Annotated in this window: 16 protein-coding genes; 9 read left to right on the top strand and 7 right to left on the bottom strand. The window is 57.0% G+C overall.

The genetic code is table 11. The features are described 5' to 3' along the window. Positions 1-6 precede the first annotated feature (6 nt). A complete protein-coding gene (locus ACN0XM_RS00130; RefSeq protein WP_417564883.1) occupies positions 7-873 on the bottom strand; it encodes a YicC/YloC family endoribonuclease in 867 nt (288 codons plus the stop codon). A gap of 169 nt (positions 874-1042) precedes the next feature. Here ACN0XM_RS00130 and rph point away from each other — a divergent pair, with 169 nt between their 5' ends. Further along, positions 1043-1759, top strand: a complete 717-nt coding sequence (gene rph, locus ACN0XM_RS00135) for a ribonuclease PH (protein WP_417564884.1) — start codon at positions 1043-1045, stop codon at positions 1757-1759. 69 nt (positions 1760-1828) lie between these two features. Here the strand turns inward: rph and ACN0XM_RS00140 are convergent, their stop codons facing one another. Beyond that, positions 1829-2635 (bottom strand): exodeoxyribonuclease III, encoded by an 807-nt coding sequence (locus ACN0XM_RS00140; RefSeq protein WP_417564885.1) that lies wholly within the window; start codon positions 2633-2635, stop codon positions 1829-1831. Between the two features lie 81 nt (positions 2636-2716). Here ACN0XM_RS00140 and pyrE point away from each other — a divergent pair, with 81 nt between their 5' ends. Both pyrE and ACN0XM_RS00150 read left to right on the top strand, forming a co-directional pair. Further along, complete coding sequence (gene pyrE, locus ACN0XM_RS00145) at positions 2717-3355, top strand: orotate phosphoribosyltransferase (RefSeq protein ID WP_417564886.1); 639 nt, start codon at positions 2717-2719, stop codon at positions 3353-3355. A 3-nt stretch (positions 3356-3358) separates the two neighbouring features. Continuing rightward, positions 3359-4012 (top strand): DUF4124 domain-containing protein, encoded by a 654-nt coding sequence (locus ACN0XM_RS00150; RefSeq protein ID WP_417564887.1) that lies wholly within the window; start codon positions 3359-3361, stop codon positions 4010-4012. Positions 4013-4118: 106 nt separating this feature from the next. On the opposite strand, the gene ACN0XM_RS00155 is transcribed toward ACN0XM_RS00150, so the two are convergent. Together ACN0XM_RS00155 and ACN0XM_RS00160 are read right to left on the bottom strand one after the other, a co-directional pair. Continuing rightward, positions 4119-4541, bottom strand: a complete 423-nt coding sequence (locus tag ACN0XM_RS00155) for a hypothetical protein (RefSeq protein WP_417564888.1) — start codon at positions 4539-4541, stop codon at positions 4119-4121. Positions 4542-4693: 152 nt separating this feature from the next. After that, positions 4694-5032 (bottom strand): DUF2782 domain-containing protein, encoded by a 339-nt coding sequence (locus ACN0XM_RS00160; RefSeq protein ID WP_417564889.1) that lies wholly within the window; start codon positions 5030-5032, stop codon positions 4694-4696. 87 nt (positions 5033-5119) lie between these two features. Here ACN0XM_RS00160 and polA point away from each other — a divergent pair, with 87 nt between their 5' ends. Both polA and ACN0XM_RS00170 read left to right on the top strand, forming a co-directional pair. Continuing rightward, a complete protein-coding gene (polA, locus tag ACN0XM_RS00165) occupies positions 5120-7840 on the top strand; it encodes a DNA polymerase I (protein ID WP_417564890.1) in 2721 nt (906 codons plus the stop codon). A 236-nt stretch (positions 7841-8076) separates the two neighbouring features. Continuing rightward, positions 8077-8448, top strand: a complete 372-nt coding sequence (locus ACN0XM_RS00170; RefSeq protein ID WP_417564891.1) for a hypothetical protein — start codon at positions 8077-8079, stop codon at positions 8446-8448. A 39-nt stretch (positions 8449-8487) separates the two neighbouring features. Here the strand turns inward: ACN0XM_RS00170 and ACN0XM_RS00175 are convergent, their stop codons facing one another. The 3 genes from ACN0XM_RS00175 to ACN0XM_RS00185 form a co-directional block, all read right to left on the bottom strand. Beyond that, positions 8488-9903, bottom strand: coding sequence for an OmpP1/FadL family transporter (locus ACN0XM_RS00175; RefSeq protein WP_417564892.1), 1416 nt, complete (start codon positions 9901-9903; stop codon positions 8488-8490). Between the two features lie 120 nt (positions 9904-10023). Continuing rightward, positions 10024-11145, bottom strand: a complete 1122-nt coding sequence (locus ACN0XM_RS00180; protein WP_417564893.1) for a PilT/PilU family type 4a pilus ATPase — start codon at positions 11143-11145, stop codon at positions 10024-10026. A 196-nt stretch (positions 11146-11341) separates the two neighbouring features. Beyond that, positions 11342-12376 carry a type IV pilus twitching motility protein PilT gene (locus ACN0XM_RS00185; protein WP_417564894.1) on the bottom strand — a complete coding sequence of 345 codons (1035 nt, stop codon included), beginning with the start codon at positions 12374-12376 and terminating at the stop codon, positions 11342-11344. Between the two features lie 140 nt (positions 12377-12516). On the opposite strand from ACN0XM_RS00185, the gene ACN0XM_RS00190 reads away from it, so the two are divergent. The 4 genes from ACN0XM_RS00190 to ACN0XM_RS00205 all read left to right on the top strand — a co-directional run bounded on the left by ACN0XM_RS00190 (position 12517) and on the right by ACN0XM_RS00205 (position 16931). Then, positions 12517-13221: a YggS family pyridoxal phosphate-dependent enzyme gene (locus ACN0XM_RS00190; RefSeq protein WP_417564895.1), complete on the top strand. Its 705-nt coding sequence runs from the start codon at positions 12517-12519 to the stop codon at positions 13219-13221. A gap of 61 nt (positions 13222-13282) precedes the next feature. Further along, the gene (proC, locus tag ACN0XM_RS00195) at positions 13283-14116 is read left to right on the top strand and encodes a pyrroline-5-carboxylate reductase (RefSeq protein ID WP_417564896.1); all 834 of its coding nucleotides are present in this window, start codon (positions 13283-13285) and stop codon (positions 14114-14116) included. A gap of 22 nt (positions 14117-14138) precedes the next feature. Then, positions 14139-14723: a YggT family protein gene (locus ACN0XM_RS00200; protein WP_417564897.1), complete on the top strand. Its 585-nt coding sequence runs from the start codon at positions 14139-14141 to the stop codon at positions 14721-14723. Between the two features lie 243 nt (positions 14724-14966). After that, positions 14967-16931 (top strand): dynamin family protein, encoded by a 1965-nt coding sequence (locus tag ACN0XM_RS00205; RefSeq protein WP_417564898.1) that lies wholly within the window; start codon positions 14967-14969, stop codon positions 16929-16931. The last annotated feature ends 101 nt before the right edge of the window (positions 16932-17032 follow it).

Raw genomic sequence — 17032 nt, forward strand, 5'->3', positions numbered from 1 at the left:
CCGAGCTTACTCCAAATTCTGCACCTGCTCCCGCATCTGCTCGATCAGCACCTTCAGATCCACGGCTATGCGGGTTACCCCGGCGTCGATACTTTTGCTGCTCAGCGTATTGGCCTCGCGGTTGAGTTCCTGCATCAGGAAATCCAGCCGGCGACCGATGGCGTCCTCGATCTTGAGGGTATCCGCCACCTCTCCCACATGGGCGTCCAGCCGGTCCAGCTCCTCAGCCACGTCGCTTTTCTGGGCCAGCATCACCATTTCCTGGGCAACCCGATCAGGATCCAGCTCCACCTTCGCTTTCTCGAACCGTTCCCGAAGCGTCTTCTCCTGAGCATCAAGCAACGCCGGCATGCGGGTGCGCACTTCCGAGACCAGTTCAGCCATGGTTTTCAGACGGTCCTCGAACAAGGGACGCAACCTCTCTCCCTCACGCTCCCGCACTGACGCCAGCTCTGCGACGGTCTGCTCAAACAGGCGGGCCGCTGCCTCTTTCGCCGGACCATAGTCCTGCTCCGGCACCGAGAGAACGCCCGGCCAGCGAAGAATATCCAGGGCGTTGATATGGGCGGGGTTGTCCAGCATCCGGTTGACGTGATTCGCCGCCTCATTGACCGCCTGAGCCATCTCTTCGCTGATCTCAAAGCTCTGGGTTACATTGTCGGCTGACTGAAGCCGCATGGACACATCCACCTTGCCACGCTTCAGCTGCTTCCGAAGCTCCTCGCGAAACCGGCTCTCAAGCTCCCGGAAGGCTTCTGGCAGACGGAACGAAGGCTCCAGATATCGGTGGTTCACCGTCCGGATCTCGCAGGTCAGCGTACCCCAGTCTCCCTGGATATCCTTCCGGGCAAATGCGGTCATACTTCGGATCATGTCGGCTCCGCTTGTGGTTGGTAGAAACAAGTTGAGTTTAACAGGCTATTAACACCCACGGCGAACCGAACAAAAGGCCCGGGCCAACGTGTTATACTCTTCTGCCTTTTCGACAACCGATCGACCGGGCCATCCGCCCGGACATTCATTACTGACTTCAGGAAACACTATGCGTCCAAGCGGCAGAACGCCCGAGCAACCGAGAGATGTTCGAATTACCCGCAACTATACCCGCCACGCCGAAGGCTCCGTGCTGGTGGAATTCGGGGACACCAAAGTTATCTGCACCGCCTCCGTCGAAAACAAGGTTCCCCCGTTTATGAGGGGCGAAGGTAAAGGCTGGATTACTGCCGAATACGGCATGCTTCCCCGCTCCACCGGCAGCCGTATGGGCCGGGAAGCCGCCCGCGGCAAGCAGGGCGGACGCACCGTCGAAATCCAGCGCCTGATCGGCCGCTCCCTGCGTGCCGCCGTCGATCTTTCCGCCCTCGGCGAGCACACCATCACCGTAGACTGCGACGTCATCCAGGCCGACGGGGGCACCCGTACTGCGGCCATCACCGGCGGTTGCGTGGCACTGGTCGACGCCCTGAACCACCTCGTCGCCGAAAAACGCCTGAAAAAATCACCACTCAAACAAATGATCGCTGCATTTTCCGTTGGCGTTTATAAAGGAACGCCGGTGGTGGATCTGGACTATCCGGAAGACTCCGACGCGGAAACCGACATGAACGTCATCATGACTGACCAGGGTGGCTTTATCGAAATTCAGGGCACAGCAGAGGGAGCGCCGTTTGTTCAGGAAGAACTGGACGGCATGCTGGTACTGGCGAAGCAGGGTATTGAGCAGTTGTTTGAGATTCAGAAGGCGGCGCTGGCCAAGTAAGTCAGTCGCCTACGTGTCCGGAGGGGGAGACCTTTCCGGGACACGCTACAAGTCAGTCAACCGGCAGGCTCAGAACCCAATCTCTATATCGTAATCCATAATCACCGGCGCATGGTCCGAGAACCGGGTTGAGCTATCAATCCAGCCATCCTCGATGGTTTTGCGAATTCCCGGCGTCAGCAACTGATAATCAACCCGGATACCGGCATTCTTGCGGGACCCCTCCGCCTGCTCCGGCCACCAGGTAAACTGATTACTCTGCTTGTTCACCTCACGGAACCCGTCAACACAACCCATTTCATCAAACAAGCGATCAAGCCAGGCGCGCTCGTGGGGCAGGAAGCCGGAAAAATCCAACTTGTGGTAGAGCGGGCTGGCGTCGGTTACGTGGTGGGCGGTCTGGAGATTGGCGCAGAAAATAAATTGCCGGCGCTTGCGAAGTGTCTTCTGCATGTGCAGACCGAAGGACTCCATGAACTCGTCCTTGTGATCCAGCACGGTCAGGTCATCTTCACCGATCAGCTCTTCTTCCCGGCCAAGGGCACAGGGAGCGAGTACACAGGCCACGGAAACCTTGTCAAAATCGGCCTGAATAAACCGGCCCTCACGATCCGCCTGCTCGTTCGCGAAACCGTACATGATGGCCTTTGGAAAATGGCGGGTGTAGATGCCCACGCCCCCATCCTCATTATTCTCGCCATCAATGAAATAGGCCTCGTAACCTTCCGGAATCAGGTTGTAGTCCTCAATCTCGTAGGCCCGCATGCGATGGTCCTGGACACAGACGACGTCGGCATCCTGCTGCGCCAGCCAGTCGAAAAAGCCCTTCTCAACAGCCTGGGCGAGGCCATTGACGCTGATTGATACTACCCGCATACGTGTTCCCTGATTCGGTTTGTGTGTATGATACCGTTTTTACGCGTTAATTAAAGATCAACACCCGCCAGAAGCCTTGTCATGCACGACTATCAGAAAAAATTTATTGATTTTGCCATCCGCCGGAACGTACTGCGCTTTGGTGAGTTCACGCTCAAGTCGGGTCGAACCAGCCCCTACTTCTTCAACGCAGGTTTGTTCAATACCGGGGACGACCTGCTTCAATTAAGCAAGGCCTATGCCGCCGCGATAGCACGCAGCGGGCTGGATTATGACATTATTTTCGGCCCTGCCTATAAGGGCATTCCGTTGGCCACCGTAACTGCAATGGCCCTGGCTACAGACGGTAACAGCAAACCTTTTGCGTTTAACCGCAAGGAAAAGAAAGATCATGGTGAGGGCGGCAATATCGTAGGCGCACCGTTGCAGGGCAAAGTGCTGATCGTCGATGATGTAATTACTGCAGGCACTGCGATCCGTGAGTCCATCGACATTATCCGGGCAGCCGGTGCCGAACCGGCCGGTGTGCTTATAGCGCTGGACCGCCAGGAAAAAGGCAATGGCGAACTGTCGGCCATTCAGGAAGTGGAAAAGGAATTCGGCATCCCGGTGGTGAGCATCATTCGCCTTGAACAGGTTCTGGACTATCTGAAGGCCAACCCGGACTTCGCCGGGCACGCCGAGAAGGTCGCCAGCTATCGGGATCGTTACGGAGTCTGACTAATGGCCAACCGTCTGACCGCATTTTCAGCCAGAGCTTTTGCGTGTGCGCTCATGCTGGGTATAGCCACCCACGCGGCAGCCAACATGTACCGTTACACGGATGAGAACGGTCAGGTTGTGATCAGCGGCACCATTCCCCAGGAAGCCACCAAACGAGGCTACGATATTCTGGGCAACAATGGCCGCGTGATCGAAACCATCCCCCCCGCCCCCACGGAAGAGGAAATTGCGGCCCGGGAAGCCGAAAAGCAACGCCAGAAAGAGCTCGCCGAACAACGTGAGCAAGACAGGCAATTGCTGAAACGCTTCAGTCACCCGGATCAGGCAGTCAAAGCAATGCATCGAAAAATCCGGGAACTCAAAGGCCTGATCCAGCTCAAGCGAGGCAACATCTCGGTAATATCCAGTCAGTTGGACAGTGAACAGAGCCGCGCGGCGGATATGGAACGGGCCGGACGCGACATTCCCGAAGCCACTCTTGAGAAAATCCGGCGACTGGAGTCACAGGTTCGGGATATTGAACGGGAGATTGCCTCGCAAACCCTGGAAATTGAGGCACTGCAGAGGGCCTTCGAAGCCGATATAGAACGCCTCGAAGAAGTCACCGGCGACGCCCGGACACTGCCACTCGAAACCACCAAAGAAACAGACTGAACATCGTGGGCGGCCGTAAAACCAGCCATAAACAAGAAGGGCCCTCGGTTGATCGAGGGCCCTTCTTTCATTTCACTTACTGATCAAGCGAGATGCTTCACCGTTTTCAGGCAGAAGCAGTGCTGTTCTTGGCAGCAGAGCTGGCTTTGTTCGCAGCGGTTTTGCGAGCAGCCGGCTTCTTGGGCTCAACGGACTTCTTGGCGTCCTGAGCGACCTCTGAAACATCCTCGGCAGCGTCGGATACCACAGCCGCGCCTTCCGCAGCTTCTCTTTCGAGCTTGGCGACCAGGTCACCGGCGAAGTTGCTGAAGCGGCTGTTCAGGCTGCGCAGCTGGTCAAAGACCTCATCACTGTAGCCATAGTAACGCTGGCGAAGAGTCTTCACGCTATATTCGCGCAACTCACTCTCAAGCTTTTCGGCGTAATTGAATGGCTTGGCACTCAGCTTCTTCTGCTGCTCTTCCGCCGCATTGATGCCTTTATCCACAATACTCTGAAGCTGTTGCTGGTATGACTTGAGTTTACCCATGTCGAATCTCCTTGATTCCTGATAGTTACTAGGCCCCCGCCGAAACTGCTGTGGCAGAAGCCTTTCTTAAATCTCAGGATCCAAACTACGCCCAAAAATTAGAATGTTCATACTAAAAGCGGGAAATATCGGATTCGATCTGACCTTGCCCATTACCAACGAAAAATCACCCAGCTGGGCACCAGCATCTCGGATTCGGTTTCCCGGATCCAGCCCCCGCCATCGGCAGGTACCAGGTAATATTCCGGCCCGACGTCAGGCACCACCTTGATTTCCAAAAGTTGACCATTGACCCGGTATTCGTAGAACACTTCCTTCTCCCCCGGTCGGATCACAATTTGCGGGCCGTCGCTTGCCGGCTGGTAATCGGAGACCACGACAGGCTCCTTTGGTGTCTCCACCGGCATCTCGTCCAGCGCACCCTCTTCCTGAGCCAAAGCAGCCAGTGGCAAACAGGCGAGCAGCAACGCCGGGAAGGCGATTCGTTTCATTTTCGTGATACCCTTTCGTCCATCGATTTCAGTACAGAGTTGCACAAGCCAACCCACGCTTCAATCAGAATCCGGACCTGTTTTGACATGACCAGCAAAAACACACCACCAGTGGTTCTAGTGGACGGATCGTCCTATCTTTTCCGTGCTTATCATGCACTTCCACCGCTGACCACCAGCAAGAACCATCCCACTGGGGCAATCAAGGGCGTGATCAGCATGATCCGGCGCCTTGAACAGGATTTCCCCGGATCAAAGATGGTGGTGGTTTTCGATGCCAAGGGTAAAACCTTCCGGCATGACCTTTATGAAGAGTACAAGGCCAACCGCCCGCCGATGCCAGAGGACCTGGCCTGCCAGATCGAGCCTATCCATGAAATGGTGAAGGCCATGGGCCTGCCGCTTCTGATCGTAACCGGCGTGGAAGCCGACGACGTCATCGGCACCCTGGCCGATGAGGCCACCAGTAAGGGCATTGATGTAGTGGTCTCCACCGGGGACAAGGACATGGCACAGCTGGTCAGCGACCATGTCACGCTGATCAACACCATGACCGAAACCCGGATGGACCGGGACGGCGTGGTGGAAAAATTCGGCGTCACACCCGAGCAGATCGTTGACTACCTCGCCCTGGTGGGCGACAAGGTGGATAACATTCCCGGGGTTAACAAATGCGGACCGAAAACCGCTGTGAAGTGGCTGCAGACCTACAAAAACCTGGATAACCTGATTGAGCACGCCGACGAGATCAAGGGCAAGATCGGAGAGTATCTCAGGGAGGCCACCGAGACCCTGCCCTTGAGCCGTGAACTGGCTACCATCCGCACCGATGTGGAGCTGGACTTTGGCCTGGAAGACCTGACGCTGCGCGAGCAGGATGACAAGCAGCTGCTCGAACTGTTCCGCGAATACGAGCTTCGCAGCTGGATAGCAGAACTGGAAGATAACGGAAGCTCGCCAACAGCGCCTGCCGACGAAAACACAGCACCAGAGGTCGGCAGAAACTACAGCGTCATTACCGATCAGAACGAGCTGGAGCAATGGCTCCAGCGCCTGAGAGCCGCCGACCTGTTCGCCTTTGACACCGAAACCACGAGCCTTCGCTACATGGACGCCGAGATCGTAGGCGTCTCCTTCGCAATCAAACCGGGTGAAGCGGCTTACGTTCCCCTGGGGCACGACTACATGGGCGCTCCGGACCAACTGGACCGCGAAGCGGTACTCGAACAGCTCAAACCTCTACTGGAAGACCCGGGCCTGGCCAAGGTCGGACAGAACCTCAAGTACGACAAAAATGTACTCGCCAATCACGGCATTAGCCTCGAGGGGATTGCAGAAGACACCATGCTGGAATCCTACGTGCTCAATTCCGTGGGCACCCGCCATGACATGGACAGCCTCGCCATGCACTACCTGGGCGAAAAGACCATCAGCTTCGAGTCGATCGCCGGCAAAGGTGCCAAGCAGCTTACTTTCAACCAGATCGAGCTGGAAAAAGCCGCACCCTATGCCGCCGAGGATGCGGATATTACCCTGCGCCTGCACAACGTGCTCTGGCCAAAGCTGAAGGAAACCGGGCGGCTGGCGACTGTTTATGAGGAAATCGACCTGCCCCTGGTACCGGTGCTCTCCCGCATGGAACAACGCGGAACCCTGATCAGCGCAAGTACACTGCGCCAGCACAGCCAGGAACTGGCCGAACGTCTGGCCGAACTGGAAAAACAGGCCCACGACGTCGCGGGCGAGACCTTTAATCTGGGCTCCCCCCAGCAACTCCAGGCGATTTTCTATGAGAAAATGGGCCTGCCAGTCGTCAAAAAGACCCCCAAGGGCGCACCGTCAACCGCTGAGCCGGTGTTGCAGGAACTCGCGCATGATTACGAACTCCCACGACTGATCCTCGAACACCGGAGCCTGAGCAAGCTCAAATCGACCTACACCGATACGCTGCCGAAGCTTATTCACCACCGGACGGGCCGTGTGCATACCTCTTACCATCAGGCCGTCACAGCAACGGGCCGACTATCCTCCTCCGAGCCCAACCTGCAGAATATCCCTATCCGCAGCGAGCAGGGGCGACGGATACGTCAGGCGTTTATTGCTCAGGAGGGATACAAACTGGTAGCAGCGGATTACTCCCAGATCGAGCTGCGGATCATGGCGCATTTGTCTGGCGATAAGGGGCTGCTCAATGCCTTTGAACACGGAGAGGACATTCACAAGGCAACCGCCGCCGAGGTATTCGGCACAAGCCTGGACGGGGTATCGTCGGACCAGCGCCGAAGCGCAAAGGCTATCAACTTTGGCTTGATCTACGGTATGTCCGCCTTCGGTCTCTCCCGGCAACTGAATGTTGAGCGCAAGCTGGCCCAGCAATACATTGACCGCTATTTCGAGCGGTACCCGGGGGTACTGAAATACATGGACAACATCCGTAAACAGGCCCACGACGATGGTTTTGTGGAAACCTTGTTTGGACGCCGCCTGTATTTGCCTGAAATCAATGCCCGAAACAAACAACTGCAACAGGCTGCCGAACGTACTGCCATCAACGCGCCCATGCAGGGCACCGCAGCGGACATTATCAAGCGGGCCATGGTAGACGTGGAGAACTGGCTACTTACCGAGCACGCCGACGAAGCACGGATGACCATGCAGGTTCACGATGAACTGATTCTGGAAGTGAAGGAATCGGCCCTGGAGAAAATCCGGAAAGGACTGGTGAAACGCATGTCGGCAGCCGCAGAGCTGGATGTGCCGCTGCTTGTGGAAGCCGGAGCTGGCGACAACTGGGACGAAGCCCACTGACCCACCCCAAAACAGGGCACGGATACCCCCCGTGCCCTGAAATGCACCAGAAATTCGGAATAAGAAGCCGCCTATTCCTGTCATGGTTTCCCGGCAAGGCGCGACAGGCACCTCCCGACACCGATCCCACCCGGATACGGCATGAAATTCGCTTGAGCCTTGAAGTCGGCGCCTTGCCTGCACCAGAAACTCCGGGGTAGCGCCATGTTGTGACACACTTTTCCGAGGCTCAAACCATGACTTCTCTGGCATCTGAACGTAGCTGGCTGCTGGACCCCAGTGTGCTGAAACTGGTTCACCAGTGCCGCCGCCTGATTCATTCGGAATTCGGCGTTAAACTGCATCTCACAGAGGAGCATCTGGATCAGCAATTGGCGGATTACGCCCGAAAGACCCGCTCGAGTCATCTAATCCGGACCTGGGAAACGCTGAAGGAACAGGTTCCGCAACTGAACATTGAACCTGAGGAGGTTGATGGCTCAAGGCGCAACTACCGGGGACAGGTGATCGCGGACGCGCCACCTGCCTCCGCCAATGATCAAAACGAAGGAGAAAGCCTCCCGCCACGGAAGAAAAAGGTAATCTACCGCGGCCAGGTGGTTGGTTGATCGGCGGGGGAACCGATCAACCTGGACTCCATAGAAGCCCTAAAACGCCTTGCTAACCTGGATGCCGGCACTCCAGGCACTCAAATCATACTCCGCTTCGTAACCCGAGTTTGGATCCGCCGGATTGGGCTGTGTGCCAGACGCAGTGAGGATATAAGGTTGATCCGACACCTTGGCATCGTCTGTGAACAGCAGGGTGCCCACAGCCGCATCGACCGTCCAGCCGGACGACGCATCTGACCACTGAGTGCCCAGCGACAACCAATGGCGGTCACTGGAAGGGATCCGGGCCGTAACATACTTATCCACAGGCGATTCGTCCCAAGCGTAACCCGCCTTAAATGCCCATTTTGGCGTCGCCTGCCAGACGCCACCGAGATTGAATTGCCAGGTGTTGTCCCACTTCTCGGGGATGTGGGTAATCAAACCAGAAGTGCGGCCGGTGACCGGCTTCGTTGAGTCAGTACCGTACACATTGAGCGCTTCAAATCGGCTCCACTTGGCATAGGTCGCCCCGACCAGAAGCGTAACGGAATCTGTTATTTCGTGTCTGATTCCAAGAGTGGCGCTTTCCGGAATGGCCAGTGGTACCCGTGCAGGCTCAGTGGAGTCAATACCTACCGCAGCTCCACCACCAACCACCGGCGACCCGGGGGGAGTCAGGACGGCCAAACCAGTGAACGCGGCATCACCTTCCAGCTCCAGCGTGGTGCCAGTTTGTGCGGTAAGCCCTACCTGGGTACTACCATTAAACTCATACAGGAAACCGACCCGAAAGGTCACACCGACATCATCGCCTTCAATGTTGGCGTATCCCTGCTCAGGGGCAAGGTCCGGCCCCGTCGCGGAAGCTTTCGTTCCTGAATTATCCTGAAACTTGGTCAGCTTACCCTCGGCGTAAATCAGGTTGATCCCGGCGCCCATGCTTAGACCGCTGCCATTACTTACGGCAATAGAGGGCGAGAATGAAATGGCTGTCAGTTCGGTTTCATCTGCGAAGTAGCGCCCTTTGAAGTTGTCTTTATAGTCGGAAGCCAGACCATACGGCGCATGAATGCCGAAGCCGACGTCGATGGTATCGCTGACTTCGTGCGTCAGGTAGAAGTTGGGGAGCACCGCCGGGTCAGCGATATCGCCCCCCGCAGAGCCGGAGACGGGCATGCCCAGTTGGTTACTGGCTTGAATGGTGCGGGGCTTGGCCTCTGCATCAATATCCAGAACTGCCGCACCAAATGAAATGTTGGTGCCAGATAACTGGCTCATGCCGGCAGGATTAAACAGAACCGTCGTCGCATTCTCGGGGTTAGCGGCAGCGCCAGCATTTGCGGTCCCCATGGCGCTGGCGCTCTGCTCATTGAGGGAAAAACCGCCTGCGAGGGTACTGGCTGGCAAGGCAACGGCCACAAGGGTGATCAGGTAAACCGCTCGTGCAGGCCTTGAGAATTTTTTGTGCATGGTATCTCCTTATTGATTTTGCGCGGAGTATACGCAGCACCGATCTCTGGCCTCAAATGCCATTACTAATGGTTTTCGACTCTAACCATCTTCGACGAAAGCCTAACAAACCAACAAATTCTAATCGCCCTGGATCGTGAGCTTGTCCACCGAAGACGACAACTTGTCCGCCCCTTGGGCATCGGTACCCAGCTTGATCATCAGGCGCAGATCGTTGGCAGAATCTGCATGCGCCAAAGCGTCTTCGTAGGTGATCGAGCCTTCGGAGTACAACTGGTAAAGCGCCTGATCGAAGGTTTGCATGCCGGATTCGTTGGACTTGGCCATCAGCTCCTTCAGGCGATGCACCTCACCCTTACGGATCAGGTCGGCCACCAGCGGAGTATTGATCAAAACCTCAATAACCGCCTTACGCCCTTTACCATCGGGGGTGGGAATGAGCTGTTGGGCCACAATGGCCCTGAGGTTCAGGGACAAATCCATCCAGATCTGGTTATGCTGCTCCGGCGGGAAAAACTGAATGATCCTGTCCAGCGCCTGGTTGGCGTTGTTCGCGTGCAATGTTGCCAGGCACAGGTGGCCGGTTTCGGCGAACTGTACCGAGTACTCCATGGTCTGGCGGGTACGCACCTCACCGATCAGAATGACATCCGGTGCCTGACGCAAGGTGTTTTTCAGGGCCACTTCAAAGCTCACGGTATCGATACCCACTTCCCGCTGGGTCACGATACAGCCCTGGTGTTGGTGTACGAATTCGATCGGATCCTCGATCGAGATAATATGCCCACGGCTATTGCGGTTACGGTGCCCCAGCATGGCCGCCAGCGAGGTAGACTTACCTGTACCGGTAGCACCCACAAACATGATCAGACCCCGCTTGGTCATGGCCAGATCCTTGATCACCCCCGGCAGGGCGAGATCGTCAATCTGTGGAATCTTCACCTCGATGCGGCGCAGCACCATGCCGCACAGGTTACGCTGGAAGAAAGCACTGACACGGAAGCGGCCAATGCCCCGGGCACTGATCGCAAAGTTACACTCATGGGTTTCTTCAAACTCGGCGCTCTGTTTTTCGTTCATGGAGCCATAGACAAATTCCCTGGTCTGCTCCGGTGTCAGCGCGTTCTTGGTGACCGGTAACACTTTTCCGTTCACCTTCATGCTCGGTGGCACACCTGCCGTTATAAACAGGTCGGAACCGCCCTTTTCAACCATCAGCCGCAACAGCTTTTCGAATTCCATTTTGCTACCTATGCTCTTTTGTCGACGCTTCGTAGACTCCCCGAACATGGTCCGAGGAGCGGGGCGGGTGGCCTTCCCGGGACTGCCTGCAGCATGGATGCTGCAGTCAAGCGTACAGGGACGCATTCACAGCGTGTCCCGGGAAGGCAAGCCGCCCTGCTCCCTGCACCCAAAATGAGGCCAGAGAGCAAGAGAGTTAGAAGTTATCCGGCATTTTCGCCTTGGCCCGCGCTGCTTCGCGCGATATCAACCCTTTCTGCAACAACTTCTCCAGACACTGATCGAGAGTCTGCATACCGAGGGAACCACCGGTCTGGATTGACGAATACATCTGGGCGATTTTGTCCTCACGGATCAGGTTCCGGATCGCCGAGGTACCGATCATGATTTCGTGGGCCGCAATCCGGCCGCCCCCCATCTTTTTCATCAGGGTCTGGGAAACAACCGCCTGCAGGGATTCGGACAACATCGAACGCACCATGGACTTTTCCTCGGCCGGGAATACATCGACCACTCGGTCAATAGTCTTGGCGGCTGAGGTAGTGTGCAGGGTGCCGAACACCAGGTGACCAGTTTCAGCGGCGGTGAGGGCCAGGCGAATGGTTTCCAGGTCCCGGAGCTCACCCACCAGGATAATGTCTGGATCTTCCCGGAGTGCCGAGCGCAACGCTTCGTTAAAGCCCAGAGTGTCCTTGTGCACTTCCCGCTGGTTCACCAGACACTTCTTGGAGTCATGCACGAATTCGATGGGATCCTCGATGGTGAGGACATGCTCGTAACGGGTGTCGTTAATGTAGTCGATCATCGCCGCCAGCGTGGTCGATTTGCCGGAACCGGTCGGGCCGGTCACCAGCACAAGCCCGCGGGGAACCGAGGACACGTCCTTGAAGACCTGGCCCATACCCAGATCTTCCATGGTCAGAACCTTGGAGGGAATAGTCCGGAACACCGCACCGGCACCGCGGTTCTGGTTGAAAGCGTTAACGCGGAAACGGGCGACGCCCGGCACTTCAAAGGAAAAGTCGGTTTCCAGGAATTCTTCGTAGTCCTTGCGCTGCTTGTCGTTCATGATGTCGTAGATCAGCCCGTGAACTTCTTTATGCTCCATGGGCGGCAGGTTGATGCGGCGAACGTCTCCATCAACACGAATCATCGGTGGCAGGCCCGCAGACAGGTGCAAGTCAGACGCACCCTGTTTGGCCGAAAAGGCAAGCAGTTCAGTAATATCCATAGGAATCCTCGGAAGGCTTTTTCTTTTATCCCGGTTACTTCCGCCCGGCGGGGGCCCGGCGAGGTTCACTTGGCATTTCAGTGACCTGCGGGTAACGTGTCACCGTACCAGTGACGGACCGAGCGTGGCGATTTCACACTATGAGCAGCATAGCAGACAACATCGGGAGCGTAACCCGACGCATACAAAAAGCAACATTGCTGGCCGGCCGCCAACCAGGAGCTGTTCATCTGCTTGCCGTCAGCAAGACGCGGCCCCCTGAGGATCTGCGAGAGGCCTTCGCCTCAGGGCAACGGGCGTTTGGTGAAAACTACCTTCAGGAAGCGCTGGAGAAGATCGAAGCACTGAGGGATCTCGATGGCATCGAGTGGCACTTCATCGGGCCTATACAATCCAACAAGACCCGGCAAATTGCCTGTGCCTTTTCCTGGGTCCACAGTGTCGATCGCCTCAAGATTGCCCGCCGGCTCAGTGAGCAACGGGACCAAAGCCTGCCGCCATTGAACATCTGCCTTCAGGTCAATATTAATGAGGAAGACAGCAAATCAGGTCGCAGAATCACCGAACTTCCGGAGCTGACGGCTGCCATTGGCGAGCTGCCGAACCTGAAGTTGAGAGGCCTGATGGCCATTCCGGATCCGGATCAACCCGAGGCAGACCTGAGGGCAAGCTTCCGGAAACTCGCCAACACCCTGAAGCAACTGAAGACAGATTACCCGGATGCCGGCCCTCTGGACACGCTGTCCATGGGCATGTCCGGCGATCTGGAAATGGCCATTGCTGAAGGTGCCACATGGGTGAGGGTGGGCACTGCAGTGTTTGGCAAGCGGCCAGCGAAGAGCTGAATCGGCCGGTTCCTGCTATCATCAGGACCAAACATTTAACCGATCAACCGGGGAGTGAACCTTGAGCACATCACCAACCATTTCTTTTATTGGCGCTGGCAACATGGCCAGCGCCATCATTGGCGGTATGCTGGACAACGGCTATAAGGCCGGCGACATCTGGGTCAGCGCACCGGATGACGCGCACCTGCAGTCCATCCGCAAGCGTTTCGGCGTAAGTGTCACCACCGACAACCGCTACTGCGCCCAACAGGCTGACCTGGTGGTCCTCGCGGTCAAGCCCCAGGTGATGGCCGATGTCTGTCGCGATATTGCTCCCGTGGTGCAGAACACCCGGCCGTTAATGGTCTCCATTGCCGCCGGCCTGACTGTCGATACGCTGGACGGCTGGCTTGGTGGCGGACTACCCCTGGTCAGAGTCATGCCCAACACGCCGTCTCTGGTTGGAAAAGGGGCCGCGGGCCTGTTTGCCAACAAAGAAGTGAAAGACAATCAGAAGAAGATGGTGGAATCGGTATTCGAGAGCATCGGCTCTGCGCTCTGGGTCGAGGATGAAAATCTTCTGCATGGCGTTACCGCCCTTTCGGGCAGCGGTCCGGCCTATTTCTTCCTGATGCTCGAAGCACTTGAGGAGGTGGCTACGGAAGCCGGCATCGCCGCTGGGACCGCCCGGAAACTCGCCATCCAGACCATGGCAGGTGCGGCCGAGATGGCCGCCCAAAGTGAGCAGGACCCCGGCCAGCTCAAGCGCAATGTGATGTCTCCCGGGGGCACTACGGAGCAAGCCATCAATACGTTTGAAGAGGGTGGCATGCGGGATTTGGTCCGCAAGGCCTACAACGCGGCGCTCAAGCGCTCCGAAGACATGGCCAAAGAACTGGCTGGCAAACAGTAACCGATAACGGAGACACGGCTTCATGCTGGCAGACATTCTGATTACCATCCTGCTGATCGCATCCACGTTTTATCTGACCATTGTCCTGTTGCGGTTCCTGCTTCAACTGGCCAGGGCGGATTTCTACAACCCGATCACCCAGTTTGTGGTCAAGGCCACCAACCCCCTGCTACGGCCACTCCGGCGCTTTATTCCCGGGTGGGGCGGGATTGACGGTGCCGCGCTGGTTCTGGCGGTCATCATTCAGGCCATCACCTTCTTCCTGATACTTATCGCCCTGAGTGGCGGCATTCCCGCCATGAACCCGCTCACGCTGTTGGTCTGGGCGGTACTGAACGTGCTGGACCTGATCGTGAAGATCTACTTCTGGTCGGTTATTGCGGTGGTGGTTGTCAGTTGGATAGCGCCCGGCAGCGGCCATCCGGCAATTCAGCTGGTGGCCCAGATCACCGAGCCGGTGATGCGTCCGGTACGCAACATCATGCCGTCCATGGGCGGCCTGGATCTGTCACCGATCATTGTCTTCCTGATTCTGAATGTCATTTCGGTGGTCATTGAACATATGAAAGTGGCTGCAGGACTGGGAGCCATCGGGCTCGGTATGTAAACCTCGTCTCAAATATACACTTTGTAACACTTAACCACGAAAACCATACCTACAAGGCTGCAGCTTCAGGATACTGATTTTGCAGCCTTTTTTTTGACACCCCTCCCCAGCTTACCCGGCATTGATTTCCCGGCCCAGCCGCAAACATTACCAGAACAGGCTAGTATTACCGGCAATTAATCCGTCACCCGTGAGCACCCGTTTTGCCCGGGATACCCGGAAGTCGCGCAGAAGGAAAATCCGATGACCCCTCAGGGAACTCTGTCGCAGCAGGTAGAGGCTTACCACAACTGGAAAAAAGAGCTGATCCGCCAGATCGGTCGATACCGGTTATGGCTACAGGACAACAATCTGTTTTCCGACGATATCAGCACCCGTATTCGCCACGGGCTCGAATTGCTTATAGAGGACGAGCTGACCATTGCCTTTGTCGGAGAGTACTCCCGCGGCAAGACCGAGCTCATTAACGCTCTATTCTTCTCGGAATACGGTCAGCGCATGCTGCCGTCCCAGGCCGGGCGCACCACCATGTGTCCCACCGAGCTGTTTTTCGATCGCAGCGCCAACGAAAATTACCTGCTCCTGCTGCCGATAGAGACCCGCAATGGGGACTTGTCGCTTCAGCAGTTGCGCAAGCAGCCAGAGCGTTGGGTCAAGCATGAGTTGGACGAGCGCGACCCCGAAATCATGCGCGAAGTCCTGGCCGAGGTGGCCAGGGTCAAGAGCGTGCCGCCGGAAGAGGCGCGGGGCCTGGGCTTTGACGAAGACATGCTGGAGCAGGACCGCAACAACCCGGGCAATGTTCTGGTGCCGGCATGGCGCAATGCCCAGATCAGTATTCGTCACCCGCTGTTTGAGCGTGGCCTGCGCATTCTCGATACGCCTGGGCTGAATGCCCTGGGCTCCGAGCCGGAACTGACCATCAGCATGCTGCCGCGGGCACATGCCATTATCTTCGTGCTCAGCGCCGACACCGGTGTCACTGCCAGTGACATGACCATCTGGAAAGAGCATATCGATACCCAACATGCCGACCATCGCGCCGGACGCTTTGCGGTTCTGAACAAAATCGATGTGCTCTGGGACGACCTTCAGGGCGAACGCCACACCCAGGAAGCCATTGATCGGGTGCGCAGCTACACCGCAGACCATCTCGGCATGCGCCAGCACGACGTCATCCCTGTTTCGGCCAAACAGGGCCTGGTGGCAAGAGTCAGAAAGAACAGTGAATTGTTCGACCGCTCCAATATTGGTCAGCTTGAACAGCTGATCATACAGCGGATCCTGATGCACAAAGAGCAGCTGATCACCCAGAGCCTGATCAACGATCTTCTTGGCATGCTGCAGAACAGTCAGGCAGCCATGCAATATCGCCTGGAATCCCTGGACGAGGAACTCCAGGCCTGTGCCGGCGTAACCATGGACAAGGCGGCATTGGGCCGGCTGGCCGAGCGAGCCCAGAAAGACTACGACTACTATTACAAGAAGCTGATCACCCTGCGCTCCAGCAGGCGCCTGATGGACTCCCAGGGCGAGCTGCTGAGGAAACTGGTTAGTGAAGAGCGATTTGAAGGCCACGCAGAGCGCGTCCGCAACAACATGTCGAAAAGCTGGACCACGGCCGGCATGAACCGCGCCATGGATCAGTTCTTTGAACTGATTGAGGGCGACCTGACCAACCTGCTGAGCGAGGGCCATCTGGCTGAGAAAATGGTGGGCGCCATCTACCGCCGGTACAACGAAGACAACCGTGCACGTCACCTGGAGCCCATTCCTCTTCGGGCCGGCCGCCACGTAATCGCTATCCGTGAACTGCGAAAAAAGGCCCGCCGTTTTCGTATCAGTCCGAAGAACCTGCTTACGGAGCAATCCGTTCTGGTTCGTCGCTTCTTCAATGTCATGGTTGGTGAAGCGCGTACCCTGCATGCCCGGGTGCGTCACGACGTCGAGCGCTGGCCGTCAGAAGCACTGCTGCCCATCATGCAATTCTCAATGGAGCAGAAGCAGTTACTGGAGCACCAGATCCGGCGCCTTCGCGACATGGTGCGAAATGACCGGGACAGTCGGGCCCAGCGCCAGCGCCTGAATCACACCCTCTCAGATCTCCGTCGGCAGCTGGAACTGGCCGATGCCATGCAGCGCCAGATACGCAAACCGGCCCCTACCCTGATCCAGCAGAAAGTGGTGAACATCTCCGGGGCTGTGTAAGCCCCATTAAAGCGACCATGCAGGCGGTTGCAGCCATCACGCCCCGGCTTTAAACTGCTGGGCTGGCGACGGCTCCGCCGTTGCTGTTTCAGCCACTTACG

The organism is Marinobacter sp. (genome assembly GCF_048269445.1).
GTDB lineage: Bacteria > Pseudomonadota > Gammaproteobacteria > Pseudomonadales > Oleiphilaceae > Marinobacter.

Bases quoted from the DNA above. Each gene is read 5' to 3' on its own strand.
- ACN0XM_RS00130 (WP_417564883.1), bottom strand. From the start codon at position 873: ATGATCCGAAGTATGACCGCATTTGCCCGGAAGGATATCCAGGGAGAC.
- rph (WP_417564884.1), top strand. From the start codon at position 1,043: ATGCGTCCAAGCGGCAGAACGCCCGAGCAACCGAGAGATGTTCGAATT.
- ACN0XM_RS00140 (WP_417564885.1), bottom strand. From the start codon at position 2,635: ATGCGGGTAGTATCAATCAGCGTCAATGGCCTCGCCCAGGCTGTTGAG.
- pyrE (WP_417564886.1), top strand. From the start codon at position 2,717: ATGCACGACTATCAGAAAAAATTTATTGATTTTGCCATCCGCCGGAAC.
- ACN0XM_RS00150 (WP_417564887.1), top strand. From the start codon at position 3,359: ATGGCCAACCGTCTGACCGCATTTTCAGCCAGAGCTTTTGCGTGTGCG.
- ACN0XM_RS00155 (WP_417564888.1), bottom strand. From the start codon at position 4,541: ATGGGTAAACTCAAGTCATACCAGCAACAGCTTCAGAGTATTGTGGAT.
- ACN0XM_RS00160 (WP_417564889.1), bottom strand. From the start codon at position 5,032: ATGAAACGAATCGCCTTCCCGGCGTTGCTGCTCGCCTGTTTGCCACTG.
- polA (WP_417564890.1), top strand. From the start codon at position 5,120: ATGACCAGCAAAAACACACCACCAGTGGTTCTAGTGGACGGATCGTCC.
- ACN0XM_RS00170 (WP_417564891.1), top strand. From the start codon at position 8,077: ATGACTTCTCTGGCATCTGAACGTAGCTGGCTGCTGGACCCCAGTGTG.
- ACN0XM_RS00175 (WP_417564892.1), bottom strand. From the start codon at position 9,903: ATGCACAAAAAATTCTCAAGGCCTGCACGAGCGGTTTACCTGATCACC.
- ACN0XM_RS00180 (WP_417564893.1), bottom strand. From the start codon at position 11,145: ATGGAATTCGAAAAGCTGTTGCGGCTGATGGTTGAAAAGGGCGGTTCC.
- ACN0XM_RS00185 (WP_417564894.1), bottom strand. From the start codon at position 12,376: ATGGATATTACTGAACTGCTTGCCTTTTCGGCCAAACAGGGTGCGTCT.
- ACN0XM_RS00190 (WP_417564895.1), top strand. From the start codon at position 12,517: ATGAGCAGCATAGCAGACAACATCGGGAGCGTAACCCGACGCATACAA.
- ACN0XM_RS00200 (WP_417564897.1), top strand. From the start codon at position 14,139: ATGCTGGCAGACATTCTGATTACCATCCTGCTGATCGCATCCACGTTT.
- ACN0XM_RS00205 (WP_417564898.1), top strand. From the start codon at position 14,967: ATGACCCCTCAGGGAACTCTGTCGCAGCAGGTAGAGGCTTACCACAAC.